Annotated in this window: 22 protein-coding genes and 1 riboswitch; of the genes, 4 read left to right on the top strand and 18 right to left on the bottom strand. The window is 65.3% G+C overall.

What is annotated here, in order from left to right; all coding sequences use genetic code 11:
* Positions 1–15 precede the first annotated feature (15 nt).
* From EN862_RS12485 to EN862_RS12470, 4 genes are read right to left on the bottom strand one after another with little or no spacing between them, the layout of a single operon-like run.
* Positions 16–936, bottom strand: a complete 921-nt coding sequence (locus EN862_RS12485; RefSeq protein WP_127867071.1) for a pirin family protein — start codon at positions 934–936, stop codon at positions 16–18.
* Between the two features lie 9 nt (positions 937–945).
* Positions 946–1,212: a DUF2277 domain-containing protein gene (locus EN862_RS12480; protein WP_127282518.1), complete on the bottom strand. Its 267-nt coding sequence runs from the start codon at positions 1,210–1,212 to the stop codon at positions 946–948.
* A 39-nt stretch (positions 1,213–1,251) separates the two neighbouring features.
* Entirely contained in the window at positions 1,252–1,503 is a 252-nt protein-coding gene (locus EN862_RS12475; protein ID WP_027164646.1) for an exodeoxyribonuclease VII small subunit, read from the bottom strand.
* 3 nt (positions 1,504–1,506) lie between these two features.
* Positions 1,507–2,433 carry a histone deacetylase family protein gene (locus EN862_RS12470; protein WP_127867070.1) on the bottom strand — a complete coding sequence of 309 codons (927 nt, stop codon included), beginning with the start codon at positions 2,431–2,433 and terminating at the stop codon, positions 1,507–1,509.
* Between the two features lie 115 nt (positions 2,434–2,548).
* Positions 2,549–2,726, top strand: a riboswitch (cobalamin riboswitch).
* Positions 2,727–2,768: 42 nt separating this feature from the next.
* Between EN862_RS12470 and bluB the strand changes: the two genes are divergently transcribed.
* Entirely contained in the window at positions 2,769–3,500 is a 732-nt protein-coding gene (bluB, locus tag EN862_RS12465) for a 5,6-dimethylbenzimidazole synthase (RefSeq protein ID WP_127867069.1), read from the top strand.
* Here bluB and EN862_RS12460 read toward each other — a convergent pair whose 3' ends face one another.
* Both EN862_RS12460 and EN862_RS12455 read right to left on the bottom strand, forming a co-directional pair.
* The gene (locus tag EN862_RS12460; RefSeq protein ID WP_127867068.1) at positions 3,501–4,484 is read right to left on the bottom strand and encodes a hypothetical protein; all 984 of its coding nucleotides are present in this window, start codon (positions 4,482–4,484) and stop codon (positions 3,501–3,503) included.
* 130 nt (positions 4,485–4,614) lie between these two features.
* The gene (locus tag EN862_RS12455; protein ID WP_127867067.1) at positions 4,615–5,208 is read right to left on the bottom strand and encodes a TetR/AcrR family transcriptional regulator; all 594 of its coding nucleotides are present in this window, start codon (positions 5,206–5,208) and stop codon (positions 4,615–4,617) included.
* A gap of 119 nt (positions 5,209–5,327) precedes the next feature.
* Here EN862_RS12455 and EN862_RS12450 point away from each other — a divergent pair, with 119 nt between their 5' ends.
* Entirely contained in the window at positions 5,328–6,545 is a 1,218-nt protein-coding gene (locus EN862_RS12450; protein ID WP_127867066.1) for an MFS transporter, read from the top strand.
* Between the two features lie 61 nt (positions 6,546–6,606).
* Here the strand turns inward: EN862_RS12450 and ribB are convergent, their stop codons facing one another.
* Entirely contained in the window at positions 6,607–7,707 is a 1,101-nt protein-coding gene (gene ribB, locus EN862_RS12445; protein ID WP_127867065.1) for a 3,4-dihydroxy-2-butanone-4-phosphate synthase, read from the bottom strand.
* A 106-nt stretch (positions 7,708–7,813) separates the two neighbouring features.
* Positions 7,814–8,923: a chorismate synthase gene (gene aroC, locus EN862_RS12440; protein ID WP_127867064.1), complete on the bottom strand. Its 1,110-nt coding sequence runs from the start codon at positions 8,921–8,923 to the stop codon at positions 7,814–7,816.
* A 202-nt stretch (positions 8,924–9,125) separates the two neighbouring features.
* On the opposite strand from aroC, the gene EN862_RS12435 reads away from it, so the two are divergent.
* Complete coding sequence (locus tag EN862_RS12435; RefSeq protein ID WP_127867063.1) at positions 9,126–9,389, top strand: DUF1344 domain-containing protein; 264 nt, start codon at positions 9,126–9,128, stop codon at positions 9,387–9,389.
* Positions 9,390–9,781: 392 nt separating this feature from the next.
* On the opposite strand, the gene EN862_RS12430 is transcribed toward EN862_RS12435, so the two are convergent.
* The 4 genes from EN862_RS12430 to EN862_RS12415 all read right to left on the bottom strand — a co-directional run bounded on the left by EN862_RS12430 (position 9,782) and on the right by EN862_RS12415 (position 12,905).
* A complete protein-coding gene (locus tag EN862_RS12430) occupies positions 9,782–10,369 on the bottom strand; it encodes a histidine phosphatase family protein (RefSeq protein WP_127867062.1) in 588 nt (195 codons plus the stop codon).
* Between the two features lie 106 nt (positions 10,370–10,475).
* Positions 10,476–11,294, bottom strand: a complete 819-nt coding sequence (fabI, locus tag EN862_RS12425; protein ID WP_126078577.1) for an enoyl-ACP reductase FabI — start codon at positions 11,292–11,294, stop codon at positions 10,476–10,478.
* 108 nt (positions 11,295–11,402) lie between these two features.
* Positions 11,403–12,329, bottom strand: coding sequence for a J domain-containing protein (locus EN862_RS12420; RefSeq protein WP_127867061.1), 927 nt, complete (start codon positions 12,327–12,329; stop codon positions 11,403–11,405).
* 111 nt (positions 12,330–12,440) lie between these two features.
* Entirely contained in the window at positions 12,441–12,905 is a 465-nt protein-coding gene (locus EN862_RS12415) for an RT0821/Lpp0805 family surface protein (protein ID WP_127867060.1), read from the bottom strand.
* A 40-nt stretch (positions 12,906–12,945) separates the two neighbouring features.
* On the opposite strand from EN862_RS12415, the gene pdxH reads away from it, so the two are divergent.
* Entirely contained in the window at positions 12,946–13,563 is a 618-nt protein-coding gene (gene pdxH, locus EN862_RS12410; RefSeq protein ID WP_127867059.1) for a pyridoxamine 5'-phosphate oxidase, read from the top strand.
* A gap of 18 nt (positions 13,564–13,581) precedes the next feature.
* Here pdxH and EN862_RS12405 read toward each other — a convergent pair whose 3' ends face one another.
* From EN862_RS12405 to EN862_RS12380, 6 genes are all read right to left on the bottom strand, one after another.
* Positions 13,582–14,334, bottom strand: a complete 753-nt coding sequence (locus tag EN862_RS12405; protein ID WP_127867058.1) for a crotonase/enoyl-CoA hydratase family protein — start codon at positions 14,332–14,334, stop codon at positions 13,582–13,584.
* A gap of 26 nt (positions 14,335–14,360) precedes the next feature.
* Entirely contained in the window at positions 14,361–16,130 is a 1,770-nt protein-coding gene (locus EN862_RS12400; RefSeq protein WP_127867057.1) for an acyl-CoA dehydrogenase family protein, read from the bottom strand.
* A 205-nt stretch (positions 16,131–16,335) separates the two neighbouring features.
* On the bottom strand, positions 16,336–17,943 hold the full coding sequence (locus EN862_RS12395; RefSeq protein WP_127867056.1) for an FGGY-family carbohydrate kinase: 1,608 nt from the start codon (positions 17,941–17,943) through the stop codon (positions 16,336–16,338).
* Positions 17,944–18,098: 155 nt separating this feature from the next.
* Positions 18,099–18,827 carry an SDR family oxidoreductase gene (locus EN862_RS12390; RefSeq protein ID WP_127867055.1) on the bottom strand — a complete coding sequence of 243 codons (729 nt, stop codon included), beginning with the start codon at positions 18,825–18,827 and terminating at the stop codon, positions 18,099–18,101.
* 24 nt (positions 18,828–18,851) lie between these two features.
* A complete protein-coding gene (locus EN862_RS12385; protein ID WP_127867054.1) occupies positions 18,852–20,102 on the bottom strand; it encodes a sugar ABC transporter permease in 1,251 nt (416 codons plus the stop codon).
* On the bottom strand, positions 20,099–20,929 hold the full coding sequence (locus EN862_RS12380; protein WP_127867053.1) for an ATP-binding cassette domain-containing protein: 831 nt from the start codon (positions 20,927–20,929) through the stop codon (positions 20,099–20,101). The genes EN862_RS12385 and EN862_RS12380 overlap by 4 nt, the downstream gene beginning before the upstream one ends.
* Between the last annotated feature and the right edge of the window lie 19 nt (positions 20,930–20,948).

Here is a 20,948-nt window from a genome sequence, read left to right as displayed (position 1 = left end):
CGCGGCTAGAGGATCCTAGCTCTCGGGCAGCGGAATAAACTCTTCCTCATCGCCAGGAACGATATCGAAGCGGCCGGTCTTCCATTCCTGCTTGGCCTGCTCGATGCGCTCCTTCGAGGACGAGACGAAATTCCACCAGATGTAGCGCTGGGAGCTCAGCGAAGCGCCGCCGAACAGCATGAAATGCGCGCCGCGCTCGGAAGAGACGACGATCTCCTCGCCGGGCTTGAACACCAGGAGCCGCTCGGCGGGGAAAACATCGCCGGCGATCGAGACATCGCCTTCCAGCGTGTAGATGGCGCGTTCCTCGGCATCGGCCGGGATCTTCACGCTGGCGTCCGCCGCCAGGCGCAGATCGGCGTAAAGCGTGTCGGATGCGGTCGCGACCGGCGAGCGCAGACCCGAGAACTCGCCGATGACGACGCGGCCGCTGACGCCTTCGGCATCGATCTCAGGCAAGCGGGCCACCGACGTGTTCGCGAAAACCGGGGCAATCTCCTCCTTGCCGTCCGGCAGCGCCAGCCAGGTCTGCAGGCCGGAGACCGACATCGGCGCGCCGCGCAGTTCCTCCGGCGTGCGCTCGGAATGAACGATGCCGCGCCCGGCGGTCATCAAATTCACGTCGCCGGGCGCGATCACCATCTCGGTGCCGAGCGAGTCGCGATGCCTGATCTTGCCGTCGAACAGATAGGTGACGGTGGAAAGCCCGATATGCGGATGCGGACGCACGTCGAGCGCATGGCCGGCGCGCAGGATCGCCGGGCCCATGCGGTCGAAGAAGATGAACGGCCCGACCAGACGGCGTTTCGCCGTCGGCAAGGCGCGGCGCACCTCGAAGCCGCCGATGTCCTTGGCGTTGGGGATGACCATCAGCTCGATCTGGTCGCAGGCGAAGGCGTCGCCGGGTTCAGGGTCGTTTCCGGGAAAAAAGCTCATGATGTTCCCTCAGGCGAAACGCAGCGCCGACCTGGCCTTCGCCTTGGCGGCCTCTTCCTCGCGGTTGCGCGGTTCCTGGTTGGTCTCGAGCGAATCGATCAATTCGCGCGCGATGGCGGCGATCGCCTCCACGGCATGGTGGAAAGCATGCTCGTTGCGCTTGGACGGCTTGGTTGAGCCGCTCAGCTTGCGCACGAATTGCAGCGCCGCGTCATGCACCTCGTCATTGGTCGCCGGCGGCTCGAAATTGGCCAGGGTCTTGATGTTGCGGCACATGGCTTGAACTCCTTACCTTGCTTGCTCTGCCCGCCCAAACTATTCCGCGTCGAGCGGCTCCGTTCCGACCGGCTTGCCGTCGCGCGACAGCCTGATCTTCTCGACCTTGTCCTCGGCCGCCTTCAAGAGCCGGTCGCAATGTGCCTTCAGCGCCTCGCCGCGCTCATAGATCTTGATCGACTGGTCGAGCGGGACGTCGCCGCGCTCCAGATCGTCGACGATCTTCTCCAGCGCGTCGAGCGCCTGCTCGAAGCTCATCGCCTTGACGTCCTCATTGCCTTCCACTGCCATACCCTATCCCTTCATCAGCCGCCCGACATGGGCGGCGACTGAAAATGCCAGTCCCTGCAGATCGTAGCCGCCTTCCAGCAGGCTGACGAGCCTGTTGCCGCTGTGACGGCCGGCGCGCTCCATCAATTGGCCGGTCGCCCAGTCGAAATCATCCTCGGTCAGGTTGATCTCGGCCAGCGGATCGCGGTGGTGCGCATCGAAGCCGGCGGAAATGATGATCAAATCCGGCGCGAAGGCATCAATGGACGGCAGCACGCGCGACAGGAAAGCGTCACGGAACAGGTCGCTGCCGGTCCGAGGCGCAAGCGGCGCGTTGACGATGTTGCCGGCGCCGGTCTCGCTCTTCGCCCCGGTGCCTGGGTAGAGCGGCATCTGATGCGTCGAGCAATAGAGCACCGACGGGTCGTCCCAAAAGATGTCCTGCGTGCCGTTGCCGTGATGGACGTCCCAATCGACGATGGCGACGCGCTCGGCCTGGTGCTTCTTCTGCGCGTAGCGGGCGGCGATGGCCGCCGTATTGAACAGGCAGAACCCCATCGCGGTGGTCTTTTCGGCGTGATGTCCGGGCGGACGGGCGGCGACGAAGACATTTGAGGCGCGGCCCTCGAAGACGTCGTCGACGGCGGCGTTGGCCGCGCCGATCGCCGTCACCGCGGCCTGCCAGCTTTTCGGGCTGGCGCTGGTGTCGGCATCGATCGAGACGATGCCGCTCTGAGGGATCGCCGCGCGCACGCGCTCGACGAAGTTCTCGGGATGCGCATAGAGGATGGTTTTCTCGTCGCCTTCCGGCGCCTTGACGCGGTCGAGCGCCGAGAACGCCTCGTCGTCCAGCACGCGTTCGATGGCGCGCAGGCGGTCGGGCCGCTCGGGATGGCCGGGCGGCGTCAGGTGTTCGAGGAAGATCGGGTGCGTGTAGAGACGGGTGGCCATGGCGCCTAATCTAGGCACCCGCGGCCGTAATGACCATGTTTGAAAAGCCGAATGGCTGGGGAAATTGCGCCAGCCCATGTCGTGCGCGCCATTGGCGGGTGCCGAACTTCGCGATAAGGTCATTCCGCTGCCTGGTGCCCGCGACGCGGGAGAATCGGGAACACGGTTGAACTCCGTGGCGTGCCCAACGCTGTGAGGGGGACCGCGCCGGCAAACGCCACTGTGTCAGACGGGAAGGCGCCGGAGCGGGACGATCCCGAGCCAGAAGACCGGCCCGGCAGACATGGTCTTCCGCTTGGTCAGGCGGGGGACTGCTTGTCGCAAAGGGAAAAGCGATGACGGCAGCAGCGATCGCCGCGAGCGGCGACGACTTCGACCAATTGGCGCGCGACGCGGTCTATCGGGCAATGTTCACCAGGCGTGACGTGCGCAGCCATTTCACGGCCGACGATCTCGATGACTGTGTGCTGGCGCGGCTTCTCACCGCCGCGCATCATGCGCCGTCGGTCGGCTATATGCAGCCGTGGAACTTCATCGTCATCCGCGATGCCGAGCGGCGCAGACAAGTGCGCGACCTGTTCCTCGCCGCGCGCGAGCAGGAGCTGCCGGCGATCGAGGCGGAGCGGCAGGCGCTCTACCGCAAGCTGAAGCTCGAAGGCATCTGCGAAAGCGCGCTCAACCTCTGCATCACCTGCGACCGGCGGCGCTCGAAGGACTCGCCGCTCGGGCGCTGGCACAATCCGGAGATGGACCTCTACAGCACCGTCTGCGCGGTGCAGAATTTCTGGCTGGCGGCACGCGCCGAGGGCGTCGGCGTCGGCTGGGTGAGCATCATCGAGACGGAGGCGCTGAAGCAGCTTCTGTCGATCCCCGAGCATGTCACGCCAATCGCCTATCTGTGCGTCGGCCGCGTCTCGGAATTCGCGCCGAAGCCGGACCTCGAAGCGCATGGCTGGGGCAAGCGCCTGCCGCTGCCCGAGCTGGTGATGAGCGAGACGTTTCGCGGCGTAGGCGAGGCGCCGCTGAAATCAGCCATCGCAAAGCTCGGCGGCGTTCCGAAGCCTTGATCAAGCGGCCCGGGGCGTATCCCAGCGCGAGCCGCCGCCGAAGGAGCCCAGCGCCTTGTCGCGCAGTTCCCTGAATTTGGACGACGCCTCGGCCAGCCGGCGATCCCATTCGGGATTGGGCGTCTGGCCTTCAATGGTTTCGAAATAGACCTGCATCAGCGATGCGATGGCGAAGGGCTCGATGAAGGCGGCCTTGAAGGCCCAGGCAAAGACGATAGCCAGCACGAAGGCCCAGCCGGCAAGCTGTCCCGGCATGACCCACAGGATCGCGGCCGCGGGCGCCAGCATCAACAGGAAGATAACGAAGGACACGCCCCACATGATCACCGCCAGCCAGATGGCGTTCTTGACCATGTGCTTGCCGTTCTGCGCGTAGAGCACGACGCCTTGCCGCGCCGTTTCGAAGGGCGAGTTCGAATTGATGCGGATGTTGTAGCCGAGGATGATCTCGTCGACATAGGTCAGAGACAGGCGGATGACCGTGTTGATGAAGCTGACAATACCGCTCAGGCCGGGAATGGGCAGGAAGGCCGCGATGCCGCCGATCAGGCCTGTGATGGCGCGGATGGCGCCCTTGACCAGCTGGTCGACGACGAAAAGGATGTTGGCCTCGGCAAAGCGCTGGGTGACCACTTCCTTGGCATAGGCGATCTGGCCCTGGCCGTCGGGGACATCGCGGCCGTCGATCAGATGAACCATGACCGCGATGTGACCCGCTTTCAGCACATAAAGGATGTATTCGCGGATCCAGTAGACGGCGATCGACACGACGCCGAAGCCGACCACGCCGCCCCACAGCGCAAAGGACATCGGGCCGTCCGGATCGGTCGAGATATGGCCGACGCCGTAGCCGACGCTGGCACCCGTGCCGGTCGCCATGATGTAGGCGACAGTGATGCCGAAATAGACGATCATGCGAAAGACGATAAACGGCCATGTCCGCATCATGATGGACACCGACCTGGCGATGCTGAAGTCCCACATGCCCCGACTCTCCACGCCCTAAGAGTTGGCGCAGGAGGATGCGCTCGCCCCGGCTATTGTCAACCGCGGCAGGGTTGCACCGGCCCGAAACCGGTGCACAACGTGGTGGCTTGGTTACCCAAGCGTGCCCTCAAGGCTTCTTGCGCAGGCCTTCGAGCAGTTGCTTGAAGGCCGCAATCGCCTTCTTCGAGGTGGCTTCGGGATCCTTAGAATTGGCGATGCGCTGCGCTGCCTGGCTGCTGGCGCCGTTGATCAGCCGCGCAACTGTCTCGGGATCGACATCGGCGACGACAACCCCTTCCCCCTGCAACGCGGTCAGATGCCCGGTCATCGAGGCGATGCAGGCGTTGGCGTTCGGCCACTGTGCCGGATCGCCGAGCACAGCCGGGCCGTCGCGGAACATGATACGCTGGATTTCCGGCTCCAGCGCCATCTCGATATAGGTGGTGCATTCGTCGACGAAATGCTGCCAGCGGGTCGGCGCCTTCGACGCCACCTCGTTCACCCGCAAGGCCATCTCGCCGTCGATCTCGGCGATCACCGCCTGCAGCAGCCCCTTCTTGTCGCCGAAATGATGGTAGAGCGCGCCGCGCGTCAGGCCGGCCGAGGCAGTGAAATCGTCCATCGAGGCCTCGGCATAGCCGATCGTGCCGAAGGCATGGCGGGCGGCCGCGATCAGCTTGGCGCGCGTCTCGGCGATCATCTCCCTGCGCGGTCTGTGCATGCCCTGGCCCTATTCGCATACGCCTCGTATGCCAATTGACATACGCAACGTATGAACTATCTCACACTCATACGCAACGTATGTAGTTGTGGTATACACCCTTGTCGAGGAGCAGGATCATGCGAAACCCCTATGCGGACATCTTTCGGGCTCCCGGCACGAAAGGCTTCGCCGCCGCCGCCTTCATCGCCCGCCTGCCGATCGCCATGGCGCCGATCGGTATCGTCGCGATGCTGTCGCAGACGCATGGCGAATACTGGCTGGCCGGCGCGGTCTCGGCCACCTACGCGCTGGTCAATGCTTTCCTTTCGCCGCAGGTGTCGCGGCTGGTGGACCGGCGCGGCCAGACGGCGATCGCGGCACCCATGACGCTTGTCTCGGTGCTTGCCTTCGCGACGTTGATCGTGGCGGCCAATCAGCACTGGCCGGCCTGGACCTTGTTCGGGTCGGCGCTGCTTGCCGCCACCGTGCCCAGCGTTCCTGCCCTGGTCAGGGCGCGCTGGACCGAGATTTTTCGCGACCGGCCGGAGTTGAACACCGCCTTCGCCTTCGAATCGGCGGCCGACGAACTGGTTTATGTCGCCGGCGCCTCGCTGTCGGTGGGCTTGAGCGCCGCGCTGTTCCCCGAAGCCGGCATGGTAGTCAGCACGTTCCTTTTAGCGCTCGGCTCAGCTGCATTCCTGCTGCAGCGCTCGACGGAGCCGCCTGTCCGCCTGGTCGAGCATGGCGCGACCGGTTCGGCGATCCGCCTGCGGCCGGTGCAGATCATCACCTTCGCGCTGATCTTCGTCGGCGCGACCTTCGCCACCACGGAAGTGACAACGGTCGCCATCACCAAGGCGCTTGGCCAGCCCGAGGCGGCGAGCCTGGTCATCGGCGTCTATGCGCTGGGATCCTTCGTGCTCGGCATCATCGTCGGCGCGCTCAGCCTGAAGGCACCGCTGCAGCGGCAATTGGCGGTGGCGGTCACCGTGATCGCGCTCACCACGCTGCCGCTGCTTTTCGTCGACACGGTGCCGACGCTGGCGGTAGCGGTCTTCGTCAGCGGCGTCGCGATCTCGCCGACCTTCATCACCGCTTTCGGCCTGATCGAACGCCACGTGCCGCCGGCCATGCTGACCGAGGGCGTCACGTGGGTGACGACCGGCATCGGCATCGGCATGGCGCTGGGCTCCTTCGCCGCCGGCTGGATGGTCGACACTTTCGGTCCGCAGAACGGGTTCTGGGTTTCCGTGGCGGCGGGTGCTATCGCGCTGGCGACCGTGCTAGCCGGGCAATGCCGGCTGGCGACGGATTGCGATGTGGACAGAGGCCGAGCGGTGGCGCCGGCGGAGTGACGGTATTCGGCCATCGCGTCGGTCCGCCCATGGTTGACGACGTCGCGGAGGCGTCAGCCAGCTACATAATCTCGGTCTTGGCGATGTGGATGCCGAAGCCCTCGAGGCCGACATAATGGCGCTCGCGTGAAGCGATCAGGTTGATCGACGAGATGCCGAGATCCTTCAGGATCTGCGCGCCGAGGCCGATCTCGCGCCATTCGTTCTCGCGGCGGCGGGCCTCTTCGTGATCCTCGCGGTCGCCGCTTAGCGGCCGCTTGCGCTCCTGGTGGGCGACGCCGACCGAGCCTTCGCGCAGATAGACGATAACACCGCGCCTGCGCTCGCCCATCGCCTTCATGATGCCGTCGAGCCGGTGGCTGGTGCCGAACACGTCGGTCACGACATCCTCCGGATGCAGGCGCACCGGCACCTCCTCGCCGTCGCGGATGTCGCCGAAGACCACCGCCAGGTGGTGCATGGAATCCCATGGCAGCGTGTAGGTGAAGGCTTGCGCCTTGCCGCCGGGCGTTTCGATGTCGGAACAGGCGACGCGCTGGACCAGCGTTTCCTTGCGCTGGCGGTAGGCGATGAGGTCGGCCACCGAAACCTGCTTCAGGCCATGCTCCTCGGCGAAAGCCTGCACTTGCGGCCCGCGCTTGACGGTGCCGTCGTCATTGACCAGCTCGGAGATGACGCCGACCGGCGGCAGGCCGGCAAGCTTGCAAAGATCGACCGCGGCCTCGGTATGACCGGAGCGCATCAAGACACCGCCTTCGCGCGCGATCAGCGGGAAAATGTGGCCGGGGCGCACGAAATCCGACGGGCCGACATTGCCATTGGCGAGATTGCGCACGGTGAGCGTGCGGTCGTCGGCGGAAATGCCTGTCGTGGTGCCATGCTTGAAATCGACGCTGACGGTGAAGGCGGTGGTGTGGGCGGAGTCATTGTCCGCCACCATCGGCGCGAGGTTCAGCCGTCTCGCATCCTCGCGCAGCATCGGCGTGCAGACGATGCCGGAGGTGTTGCGCACGATGAAGGCCATCTTCTCCGGCGTGCAATGCACGGCGGCGACGATCAGATCGCCCTCGTTCTCGCGCCCGTCATCGTCCATAACGACAACGATCTCGCCGCGCTCGAAGGCGCGGATCGCTTCGACGATCTTCTTCTGGTCGTAAGGCATGGGCGCTCGCTTCGCTCGCAAGGGAGTAGGGGAATAGGGCAGTAAGGGAGTAGGGAAAAGGAAAAAGTTGGCCACCGGGCAAGCGTTAACATACTCCCCTACTGCCTTACTCCCCTACTCCCTTCCCTGTCTGTCCTCTGTGCCGCAGATAATGATCGGCGATCGCGCAGGCAACCATGGCCTCGCCGATCGGCACGGCGCGGATGCCGACGCACGGGTCGTGGCGGCCCTTGGTCATCACATCGACATCCTTGCCATCCTTGTCGATGGATTTGCGCGGCGTCAGGATCGACGAGGTCGGCTTGACGGCGAAGCGGGCGACGATCGGCTGTCCCGTGGAGATGCCGCCCAATATGCCGCCGGCATTGTTTGACAAAAACACCGGCTTGCCGTCATTGCCCATGCGCATCTCGTCGGCGTTCTGTTCGCCGGTGATGCGGGCCGCCTCGAAGCCGTTGCCGATCTCGACGCCCTTGACGGCGTTGATCGACATCAGGCCGGACGCAATATCCTGATCGAGCTTGGCGTAGATCGGCGCGCCGAGACCCGGCGGCACGCCGTCGGCGACGATCTCGATCACCGCGCCGACCGAGGAGCCGGCCTTGCGGATGCCGTCGAGATATTGGGTGAAGACCGGAACCGAGGCCGGATCCGGGGTGAAGAACGGGTTTTCGGCGTCGCCGACGAAATTCCAGTTCCAGTTGGCGCGATCGATGGACTTTTCGCCCATCGAGACCAGCGCGCCGCGCACCGTCATGCCGGGCACAACCCTGCGCGCCAGGGCGCCGGCCGCGACCCGCGCCGCCGTCTCGCGTGCAGACGAACGGCCGCCGCCGCGATGATCGCGCAGGCCGTATTTGACGTCATAGGTATAGTCGGCATGGCCTGGCCGGTATTGGCGGGCGATCTCGCCATAATCCTTGGAACGCTGGTCGACATTCTCGATCAGCATCGATACCGGCGTTCCGGTGGTGATCATCGTCTCGCCGTCCTCGTCGAGGATGAAGCCGGACAGGATCTTGACCTCGTCCGGCTCGCGGCGCTGGGTGACGAAGCGCGACTGTCCGGGGCGGCGGCGGTCGAGCTCGGCCTGGATGTCCTCGCGCCTGAAGCGGATGCCGGGCGGGCAGCCGTCGACAACGCAGCCGAGCGCGGCGCCATGGCTTTCGCCCCAGGTGGTGACGCGGAAAAGGTGGCCGAATGTGTTGTGCGACATGAAAAACGCCCTATCCGGTGACGAGACCGGCTACGGCTGCCTTCTATTGGCGTTTTCCACAGTGGTCAAACGGTGATCGGATGCATCAAACTGTGATGTGGCGGATTTAGTTTTGACACATTCGGTTGGTTTCTGCTCTCTTCCCATCCGCCGTTGAGGACCCGCCGCTGACGAGCCGGCGCAATGACCTAAGAGGACGACGATGCGTACCCTGATTGGCGCCGCCTGCACCATGCTGCTGATTTCCACCGCCGCCGCGTTCGCCGGCCAGACCGAAGGCCTGATCAAGAAGGTCGACAAGGACACGCTGACGCTGACGCTGGACGACGGAAAGGCCTACAAGCTCAACGCCGAAACCGATGTCGACTCGCTGAAGCCGGGCATGGACATCGTCATCGCCTATGACGTGAGCAATGGCGAGAATGTCGTGACGGATATGCAGTTGCCCGACAGCGACCAGAACTAAATTCAGGTGAGGCCGGCCTGCAAATGGCGGCTTCCTGCGCTTCCGGTGTTCACGTACGAAGAGTGCGCTCCGCTCCGGTTCTCGGAACCCACCATTTTCGGCTCGGCCTGACCTGAATTCGCCGCGCCGCGAGGTTCTGGCCACCGCGCACCGTCGGTGTTTGGAAACTGGCCGGGACGCCAAAGCTTCGTCATTCCAGGGCGACGCAAGGAGCGCAGCGACGCGCGCAGACCCCGGAATCCATGCCGTTACGTCAGAGCTTTGCAGCGGTGCAGAACGACCTTTCTACGCCGTTTTTAGTGTTCGGCTGAGGTCACGACATGGATCCTTGGGTCTTCGCTCCGCTTCGCGTCGCTACGCCCAGGGATGACGACTTTCAGGCCGCACCTGGACTACAGCCACTCCAGGCTGCGGCCCTCCAGCCGGAGCAGGCGGTCCTGTGGGATCTCGAGGGCGGCCGCGTCGTTCTTGGATATGCCCTCGACGAAGCGGAAAAGGCAGCGCATCACGCCGCCATGGGTGACGCACACCGTCTGCCGGTCAAGCGCGTCGAACCAAGGCTTCACCCGTTCGAGCAGCATCTCGTAGCTTTCCGCGCCCTCGCCGGGCGGCTGGAAATCCCATTTGGCGGCGCGGCGGCCATGCGTGGATCCAGGATGCCGGGCCTCGAGCTCCCGAAACGTAAAACCCTGCCATTCGCCGAAACTCAATTCCACCAGACGCGGCTCCGTCCGGTAAGCGAGCGGGTCGAGCCCCATTGCCGCGCGCATCAGTTCCATGGTTTCGCATGTGCGCCGCATCGGACTTGTGACAAAGTCGAAATCCTCACCTTTGCCGATCGTCGCGGCCAGGCGCCGTCCGTTGGCAGTCGCCTGCTGGCGTCCAAGCTCATTGATGTCGGTGTCGGCCTGACCCTGCAGGCGACGCTGGGTATTCCACTCGGTCTGGCCGTGGCGCGCGATGTAGACGAGCGGATACATCAGGTCTTCCGAGGTCGGACGCTATTTGCTTTTGCAAGCAATTCCGGACGGAAAACCGCTTCGCACTTTTCCTGGAATTGCTTGGACGCTGGATAGGCGGAAAGGATCAGTCCTTGACGGTCGAGATATCCGGCGCGTCGACCGCCTTCATGCCGACGACGTGGTAGCCGGAATCGACGTGATGGACCTCGCCGGTCACGCCGCGCGACAGGTCCGACAGGAAATAGACGCCGGAATCGCCGACCTCTTCCTGCGTCACCGTCTGCTTCAGCGGCGAATTATACTCGTTCCACTTCAGGATGTAGCGGAAATCGCCGATACCGGAGGCAGCGAGCGTCTTGATCGGCCCGGCCGAGATCGCGTTGACGCGGATCTTCTTGGCGCCGAGGTCGACGGCGAGATAGCGCACGCTGGCTTCCAGCGCCGCCTTGGCGACGCCCATGACGTTGTAGTGCGGCATCACCTTCTCGGCGCCGTAATAGGTCAGCGTCAAAAGCGAGCCGCCGTCGGTCATCAGCGGCTCGGCGCGCTTGGCGATGGTGGTGAAGGAAAACACCGAAATGTCCATGGTGCGCAGGAAATTGTCGCGCGTCGTCTCGACATAGCGGCCGGTGAGCTCGTCCTTGTCGGAGAAGGCAATGGCATGGACGAGGAAGTCGAGCTTGCCCCAATGCTCGGCGATGTCGGCAAAGACCGCGTCGAGGCTTTCCGGGTCGGTCACGTCGCAATGTCCAGCGACATGCGCGTTGAGCTCTGCCGCGAGCGGCTCGACGCGCTTCTTGAAGGCCTCGCCCTGATAGGTCAGCGCGATTTCGGCGCCGTGATCGACACAAGCCTTGGCGATGCCGAAAGCGATCGACCGATTGTTGGCGACGCCTAGGATCAGGCCTCGCTTGCCGGCCATCAGGCCCTGTCCACCTGCCATGTGCAAGCTCTCCGCAAGAATATCTGCTTTGTGGAGAGCCCTATCGCACAGGCACAGAGCCCCTTCAAGCGCTCAAAAGACACTGTAACAGGAACAAAATTCCGCCGATCAGCCTTTTTGGCGGCGCATCAGGGCCTCAAGCTCGGCATCGCCGCCTTCGGGCAGCATCAGCCGCACATGGGCATAGAGATCGCCATGGCCGCCGGCTTTTTCCGGCAGGCCCCTGCCCTTGAGGCGCAGCACCTTGTCCGAGCTCGACCATGCCGGCACGTTGACCGCGAGCTTGCCGGTCGGCGTCTCGACCGCCACCTTGGCGCCGAGCACGGCGTCGGCCAGATCGACGGGCAGATCGACATGCAGGTCGCGCCCCTCGATGCGGTAGCGCGGGTGGCGGCGGATATGGATCTTGACCAGCGCGTCGCCGGGCTGGCCCGGACCCTGCTCGCCCTGTCCTTTCAGGCGGATCGTCTGGCCGTCCTCGACATAGGAGGGCAGCTTGACCGCCACCTTGCGGCCGTCGGGGAACATCGCCGTCACCTTATCGGCGGTGGCGGCCTCCTCCACGCTGATGTCCATGGTGACGTTGAGGTCGGCCGCCTGCACCGGCTGGCGACGATCGCTGCCCCTGCCGCCGCGGGCGCCGGAAAAGGCATCGCCGAAGATCTGGCTGAAGATATCACTGTTGCCGTCGAACGGATCGCCGCCCGGGCGCCCGGTGCGGAATTCGAAATGCGCGCCTCCCGGGCCCTGTTGACGGCGGAACCCGGCGAACGGGTCGCCACCGGCCGCACCCTCGAAACCCTGGAATTTCGGCTTGCCGTCGGCGTCGATCTCGCCGCGATCATAGGCGGCGCGCGTCTTGTCGTCGCCGACGATCTCGTAAGCCTGGTTGGCGGCGGCAAAACGGTCCTTCGCCTTGGGATCATTCGGATTCTGGTCCGGATGATATTTCTTGGCGAGCTTGCGGTAAGCCGATTTTATGTCCTTGGCCGATGCGTTCTTGGCAACGCCCAGCACCTCATAGGGGTCGCGCATACTTCCTGCCTGCTAGAGATTGGATTTGTGGTCGCCCCCTATATGCGCTCGCATAGGAAGAAATTCCAGTGGCGCAAGGGCAATTAGCGCGTGAAACTCAAAGCGCCCAAATCAAAGCGCCTTGAACTCCTGCATGCGCCAGCCGCCGGCGCCGGCGAGGCACAGCTCGCCCTTGTAAAGGGCGACGCCGTCGAAGCTCTCGCGCGTGGCGCTGAAGCGGCGGCAGGTCAGGCCGCCGTCCTTCAGCTCGACCAGTTCTGTGATCGTGCCGCGCGAGCCGGTGCCGGCATTAGCCCATGGCACCGTCTGGCCGCCAAGCTCCTTGATGTCGGCGGAAGAAACCGCGTTGCCGATGGTGGTCTGGTCTGAGTCCTGGTCGGAGACTGCCGGGGCGGCTGGCGAGGACTGCGCGCTGGAGGTGATGATCGAGCGGTCGACCTCGGCCTTTTGCAAGCTGAAGCCGCCGGCGCCGCAGGCGGCAAGGGGAAGCGCCAACGTCAGCAGCGCAGCCTTGGCGCTGGCCGAAGCGATAACGCTCCATTGCCCGCTGTCAAAAGCTTGCGCGATACGCGACAATCGGCGAACTCCTCCCGCAATGTTAAAAATTTGGAAAACTATGAACGAAACCGAGTTAACAACAGGTGACTTCACCGAAGCCGCGGAGCCGTTCCGGCTCTTCGCCGCATGGCTGGAGGACGCAACCAAAAGCGAGCCCAACGATCCCAACGGCGTCGCTCTGGCGACCGTCGACGCCGACGGCATGCCGGATGTGCGGATGGTGCTGCTCAAGGGGTTCGACGAAAAGGGGTTTGTCTTCTACACGAATTTCGAGAGCGCCAAGGGCCGCGAGATTCTTGGCAGCATGAAGGCGGCGATGTGCTTCCACTGGAAATCGCTGCGCCGCCAGGTGCGCGTGCGCGGGCCGGTGGAGATCGTCAGCGACGCCGAGGCCGACGCCTATTACGCCACGCGCCCGCGCGGCAGCCGCATCGGCGCCTGGGCCTCGAAACAGTCGCGGCCGCTGGAGAGCCGCTTCGCGCTGGAGAAGGCGGTGGCCGAATACACGGCGCGCTACGCGATCGGCGAGATCCCGCGGCCAAAACACTGGTCGGGCTTCCGTATCGTGCCGCAGACGATCGAGTTCTGGCACGACCGGCCGTTCCGCCTGCATGACCGTGTCGTGTTTTCACGCAATGCCGCCGGCGGCTGGGACAAGACCAGGCTTTATCCCTGAGGGGCGTGGGCGACGCGTTCAGCTCTTCTTGCGCGTCATGAAGGCGGTCAGCGCGGCGCGGGCCTCTTCGGATGTCAGGCGCTCGCGGAAATGCTCGGCTTCGACCTTGATGCGGGCGATGAGCGCTTCGCGCGGTTCGCGCATCAGGTCGCGCGCGATCTTCAGCGCCTGCGGCGGCTTGGCGGCGATGCCGTCGGCGGCGGCCAGCACCGCGCTCTCCAGCGTGTCCTCGGCGACCACCTCATAGATCATGCCGGTGGCCTTGGCGCGCTCGGCCGAAAAGCCCTCGCCGAGCCCCAGTAGCGCGAAGGCGCCCTGCCGTCCCAGAAGTTGCGGCGCGATCAGGCTCGAGCCAGCCTCCGGCACCAGGCCGAGATCGACGAAGGGCGTGCGGAACAGCGTGCGCGGCGTGGCGAAGGTCAGGTCGCAATGCAGATTGAGCGTGGTGCCGATGCCGACGGCGATGCCGTCGACGCCCGACACCATTGGCTTCTGCGCCCTGGCCAGCGCCATCAGGAAATCCCACACCTCCTCGCCGCCCTCGCCGCCGGTGGCGATGACCAGGAAATCGGCGAGGTCGTTGCCGGCGGAAAAGGCGCCTGGAACGCCGAGGAAGACATGCACACGGACCGCCGGATCGGCATCGCCTTCGGTGAGCGCCGCCGACATTTTGGCGTACATGGCGCGCGTCAGCGCGTTCTTCTTGTCTGGGCGGTTGATGCGGATGATCTGCACGGCGCCCTGGCGCTCGACGAGGATATGATCTGTCACGGCTGGTCCTTTGAGCATCGGGGTGCTTAAGCAGAAATCAGAGCCTTGCCGGCGACGGCGAGGCTTTCGGCGCCGTCGGTGACGCGCTCCTTCAGGGCGCGCGTCTCGCCGAGCAGATTTTCGGCGAAGAAGCGGCAAAGCGCGATGCGGCCGCGATCGGCCAGCCCGCCTTGCGCCAGATAGGCGCCGCCGGCGGCCAGCGAGATCAGGCGCAGATAGGGCGTCGCGCCGGCCATCGCGGCTTCCGCCTTGCCGTCGGCGAGCAGTTTTTGCAGGAAGCGCGTCGCCTCGTCTAGATCGGCCAGCGCGCGGTCGAGATTGTCGGCGGTGCGGCCGAAGCCTTCGATGTTGGAGGTGCGCACGGCATCGGCCACCGCTTTCAACTCGCCGATGTAGCAATGCACGTGCTCACCGCCGCCGAGCGGCAGCTTTCTCGAGACGAGATCGATCGCCTGGATGCCGTTGGTGCCTTCATAGATCGGCGCGATGCGGGCGTCGCGATAAAGGGCGGCGGCGCCCGTCTCCTCGATGAAGCCCATGCCGCCATGCACCTGGACGCCCAGCGAGGCGACCTCGACGCCGATATCGGTCGAAAAGGCCTTCGCCAGCGGCGTCAACAGGCTGGCGCGGTCGTGCCATTTGGCCGCGGCCTCGCCCTCGCCGACGCGCGCGCGGTCGATCGCATGGGCGCAGGAATAGCTGATCGAGCGGGCGATCTGGGTCAGCGCCTTCATGGTCAGCAGATTGCGCTGCACGTCCGGGTGATACACGATCGGCGCCATGCCGGAACCCGAATAGGCGGAAGCCTTGCCCTGGCGGCGCTCATTGGCATAGGCGATCGCCTTCTGCGTCGCGGTCTCGGCGACGGCCACGCCCTGCATGCCGACGGCCAAGCGGGCGTTGTTCATCATGGTGAACATGCAGGCCAGCCCCTTGTTCTCCTCGCCGATCAGCCAGCCAATGGCGCCCGGCGTCGCGCCCCGAAAACCGTCGCCATAGATCATGGTGCAGGTCGGCGAGGCATGGATACCGAGCTTGTGCTCTAGGCCGGAACAGAAGACGTCGTTGCGAGCGCCGAGTGAGCCATCGTCGTTGACGAAGAACTTCGGCACCAGAAACAGCGAGATGCCGCGCGTACCGGCGGGCGCGTCGGGCAACCGCGCCAGCACCAGATGCACAATGTTGTCCGTGAAATCATGCTCGCCATAGGTGATGAAAATCTTCTGGCCGAAGATGCGGTAGGTGCCGTCGCCGACGGGCTCGGCGCGGCTGCGCAGAGCCGCGAGGTCCGAGCCCGCCTGCGGCTCGGTCAGGTTCATCGTACCCATCCACTCGCCGGAGACGAGCTTTGCGAGATATTTGGCCTTGAGTTCCGCCGACGCGTGCTTGTCGAGCGCCTCGACCGCACCCATGGTCAAAGTCGGGCCAATGCCGAAAGCCATGGCGGCGGAGTTCCACATTTCGAGTGCGGCGACGCCGAGCATCGTCGGCAGACCCTGGCCGCCGAATTCCTCTGGCCCGGACAGCGCATTCCAGCCGCCTTCGATCCAGCGCCGGTAAAGCTCCTTCCAGCCGGGCGGCGTGGTGACGGCCGCGTCCTTCAGCACCGTGCCATGCTCGTCGCCGATCTTGTAGAGGGGAGCGACCTCCTCGCTAGCGAAGCGGCCGGCTTCGGCCAGGATCGCGTCGACAATATCCTCGCCAAGATCGCCGAAGGTGCCGGCATCCAGCGCCGGCTTCAGCCCCGCCACGTGCTTCAGCGTGAAGGCGATATTCTCGACCGGTGCGCGATACATGTCTGCTCCTCCTGCGTTCCAGCCAATCGTACCGCATAGCCGGAGCGAAGCCATCAACCTTTGGGTCGGCCTCGCACCTTCTTTTTACGTAAACGTCAAACTTTGTCACGCGGATTTTGCATTGACGTCGACATCCACGGGCGGAGCGGGAGCCGGCGCCCGGTCCATTCGAGGTTTCGTCGCCGTTTAGGCGCTGATCGATTCCTCAGCGTATGCTGCGGCCTACCGCCTGCAGCGCCAGGAAGGCTTCGTAACGCTTGTCGTGCCAAGCGCGGATGTCGCCCGACGCAGGTGTAAAAACCTCGCCAAGCCGTGACATTGCAGGCATCGCTGTCGACAAATCGGGATAGCGGCCAGATGCCACCGCTCCGAGCATCGCGGCGCCAAGCAGCACCGGTTCAGGCGATTGCGAGGCAGCGACCGGCAGGCCGGCGGCGTCGGCGAGGAGCTGGCGCACCAGCGGCGACTGCCCGGCGCCGCCGCTGATGACGATGGTGTCGACGCCAAGGCCCGACGACGCCATCGCCGCCACGATCTGACGGACGCCGTAGCCGAGGCCGCAAAGCCCGGCCACGTAGAGGCCGACGAGGCTGTCGATGGAGCGGTCGGTGCCGAGCCCGGCGATCAGGCCGCGCGCATCCGGGTCGGCCAAGGGCGAACGGTTGCCGAGGAATTCTGGCACGACGTGGATGCTTCCGGCAAGCGAGGCGGCGGCCGAAAGGTCGGGCGAATTTGCCGTGGCGGCCGCAGCCAGCCAATCGACCAGCGATCTGCCTTCCCCCGCGGCGCGCGTGGCAGCCTCGGCTGCGGCGGGGTGGAAATGCACCAGCAGATCGATGGCCGCGCCGGCCGCCGACTGACCGCCCTCGCTCAGCCATAAGCCAGGCACCATGGCGGAGTAATAGGGCCCCCATACGCCCGGAACGAAGGCCGGGCCTTGGCTGCTCGCCATGGTGCAGGCCGAGGTGCCCAGCACATAGGCCATGCGCGAGGTGATGGTGCCGGCATCGCCGGCAGCACCCACGGTGCCGACACCGCCGGCATGAGCGTCGATCAGCCCGGCGGCGACGACCGTGCCCGCGACCAGCCCCAGTTCGGCCGCGACCGCTTCTGTCAGGCCGCCACCCACCGTGGTGCCAGGGTCGACCGCTTCGGTTCCGATGCGGGCAAATCCCTCATCCGCAAGCTCGCCGAGCCCGACGGAATAAAAATAGCTGTCGTCCCAGCGCCGCTCATGGCCGAGATAGGTCCATTTGCAGGCGAGCGTGCAGACCGAACGGGCAAGGCTGCCGGTGGCGCGCCAGGTCAGGTAATCGGCAAGGTCCAAGAAATGCTTCGCACTGGCGAAGGTCGCGGGCAGGTTCTCCTTCAGCCACAAAAGCTTTGGCGTTTCCATCTCAGGCGAGATGACGCCCCCGACATAGTCTAGCACGGAATGGTGGCCGGCATTGATGCGCCTGGTCTGGTCGAGGGCGCGATGGTCCATCCAGACGATGATGTTTCGATCGCTGTCTCCGGAACGGCCCACGGGCAGCGGCTCGCCATCGTCGCCGACCACCACCAGGGAACAGGTCGCGTCGAAGCCAATACCGCCGATCTCCCGGGGATCGACGCCCGCCTTCGCGACCGCCTCGCGCACGGTGGCGCATACCGCCTGCCAGATGTCGCGACTGGACTGCTCGGCGATCTCGCCGGGCTCGACGAAGAGCGCTATGTCGCGCTTGGCTGAAGCGAGCAACTCGCCGCGCTCGTCAAAGACGCCGGCGCGCGCGCTGCCGGTGCCTACATCGATGCCGAGGAAGTGGGAAGGCATGGGGGAACCTCAGAGGTAGGGCAGTAGGGCAGTAGGGCAGTAGGGCAGTAGGGCAGTAGGAGATTGTCAGTCGTGAACAGTCGGTCGCAAGGGCGATAGTGCTTCACATACTGCCCTACTGCCCTACTGCCTTACTGCCCTACTCCCTTCCTTCATCACAGGTCGTTGCTCTGCGGCAGGATCACCAGATCCCGGATGGTGATGTTTCTCGGCCGCGTCAGCATGAACAGGACGGCTTCCGCGACCTCGACAGGCTGCATCAGCCCGCCGGCCGCCAGCTCGTCCTCGAGCTTCTGCTTCGGCCAATCGCTGATCAGCGCCGTCACCACCGGGCCGGGCGCCACAGCGCCGACGCGCAGGCCGTGCTTGGCGACCTGCCGGCGCAGCGTGTGGACGAAGGCCTGGATGGCGTGCTTGGAGGCCGTGTAGACCGGCTCCCAGACGACGGGCACCAGCCCGGCGATCGAGCTGGTGACGATGATGTCGCCAGTCTTGCGTCCGACCATGTGCGGCAGCACCGCATGCACCGAACGGAATACCGAGTTGATGTTGAGATTCAGCATGCGGTCCCAGGCATCCGGATCACCGTTGAGGATCTCGCCGCCGACATAGGAGCCGGCATTTGCGTGGAAAATGTCGAGCTGGCCAGCCTTGTCGAGGATGCCGGGCAGCATGGTCGCCACGCTGGCGGGGGTGGTGAGGTCGATCACCAGCGGGATCGCGCCGTCGCCGAGCTCGGCGACGACCTCCTTCAGCCGGTCCTCGGCCCGGTCGATCAGCACGACGCGGGCGCCGGCGGCAAGCATCGCCCTGGCGCATTCGAGGCCGATGCCCGATGCCGCGCCGGTGACCGCGGCGACTTTTCCCGAAAGATCTTGAGCCATGTGTACCCTTCTCGTTTGAACGGATCAGGCGCGGCCGTGCGAGGCACGGGAACGGCGCGCGAGGGAGTCGACGATCACGGCGATTGCCAGAACGGCACCGGTGATCATGTATCGAAGCGATGAGGACAGATCGAGCAGCGTCAGCCCGCTGGCGATCGACTGGATGACGATGATGCCGAGCAGCGCGGAATAGGCGCTGCCGCGGCCGCCGAACAGGCTGGTGCCGCCGATGACCGCGGCCGCGATGGCGTTCAAATTGACGTCGCCGGTGCCGGCCTGCTGGCTGGCGGAAGCGAGCCTGGCGGCTGCAAGCACGCCGCCCAGCGCGGCGAACAGCGAGCACAGCGCGAAGGCGCTGAGATAGATGGCGCGCACCTTGATGCCGGCGCGCCGCGCCGCCTCGCGGTTGCCGCCGACGGCGGTCATCGAGCGCCCCCATTTGGTCCGGGTCAGCGCATAGTTCATCGCCACGACGAGGCCGACGAAGAGACCGAACATCCACGGGATACCGCGTGACTGGTTGAGGTAGGCGACGATCAGCTCGAGGCCGATCGTTATGGCGGCGACGCGCAGGACGAGCCCGGTCACGGACGGCGTCGACAGATTGGCCGCGCGTCGGCGCGCGAAGGTGCGAAGCCCGCTGACCAGCATCGCCAAACCCGGGATCGCGGCAAGCGTGTGCGAGACCCATTTCGGCATCACCATCAGCTGGCCGAAATCCACCAAAGCGGAGCCGTAGGGCAGGTTGATCGAGCCGGTGGAGCCGAGGATGTAGAGCTGCATGCCCAGCACAGCGAGCAGGCCGGCCAGCGTTGAAACGAAGCTCGGCATGCCGAGGCGGTTGAACAGCAAGGCATAGAGCGCGCCGATCAGGGCGCCGAAGGCCAGCGCGGCCAGGATCGCCAGCGCGACCGGCCAGCCCTGGTTGACCCACAGCGTGCCGACCATTGCCGAGGCGAAGCCGCTGATCGAGCCGACGGACAGGTCGATCTCGCCGACCATCAGCACGCAGACGATGCCGAGCGCAATGATGCCGACGGTCGAGCAATCGAACAGGAGATTGACCAGATTGCTGCTCGAAACGAACACCGGGTTGAGGCTGGTGAAGACCGTCCAGATCACCACGAGGCCGACGATGACCGGCAGCGAGCCGAGATCGCCGCTGCGCACCCGATCGAGGAAGGCGCGGACCGCTCCGCCGATGCCGGCTTCATGCTTGACGCGCGCGTCGGCTCGGTCAAGCGCCAGTGGGGCCAAATTGCCTTGCTCCGTCATGGGCGCTGCTCCCCCGCCTGTGCGCTGTGGTCGCGTTCCGCCCGCAGGCGCTCGGCGCGGCGCGAGACCGCGTTGTTGGACGCGCCGGTGATGGCGCTCACCAAATCCTGGTTCGAGGCATCCGGCTCGAAGACGCCGTTGTTGCGCCCGAGCCTCAGCACGACGATGCGGTCGGCGACGGCGCGGACATCCTCCATGTTGTGGCTGATCATGACGACGCCGAGACCGCGCGCGCGGACGCGGTCGATAAGGTTGAGCACTTCCGCCGTCTGGGCGACGCCGAGCGCGGCGGTCGGCTCGTCGAGCAGGATGAGTTTCGGCTCGAGCAGCAGCGAGCGCGCGATCGCCACCGTCTGGCGCTGGCCGCCGGACAGCGAGGCGACCGCCTCGCGCACGCTCGGAATGCGCGCCGACAATTCGTTGAGCAGCGTCCAGGCGCGCATCTCCATCGCCACCTCGTCCAGTCGCAGCGGGCTGATCTCGTTGCCGAGGAAAATGTTGGCGACGACATCGAGGTTTTCGCAAAGCGCGAGGTCCTGGAACACCGTGGCGATGCCGAGCGTCAGCGCTGCGCGCGGGTCGGGCAGCGTCACCGGCCGGCCGCGGAAATTGATCGTTCCCGAGCTCGGCTGATGCACGCCGGCCAGGATCTTGACCAGGGTCGACTTGCCGGCGCCGTTGTCGCCGACCAAGGCAACGACCTCGCCGGCGTGGACGTCGAAATCGATATCGGTCAGCGCCGAGACGGCGCCGAAATTCTTCGATATGCCGCGCAGGCTGAGCACCAGCTCGCCGACGGATGCCGACCTTTCAGGACTTTCGCTCATGCGCCGCCTTTCTTGACAG

It is taken from the genome of Mesorhizobium sp. M2E.F.Ca.ET.219.01.1.1 (genome assembly GCF_004016445.2).
Lineage (GTDB): Bacteria > Pseudomonadota > Alphaproteobacteria > Rhizobiales > Rhizobiaceae > Mesorhizobium.
This window is presented reverse-complemented; position numbering and strand designations above follow the sequence as displayed.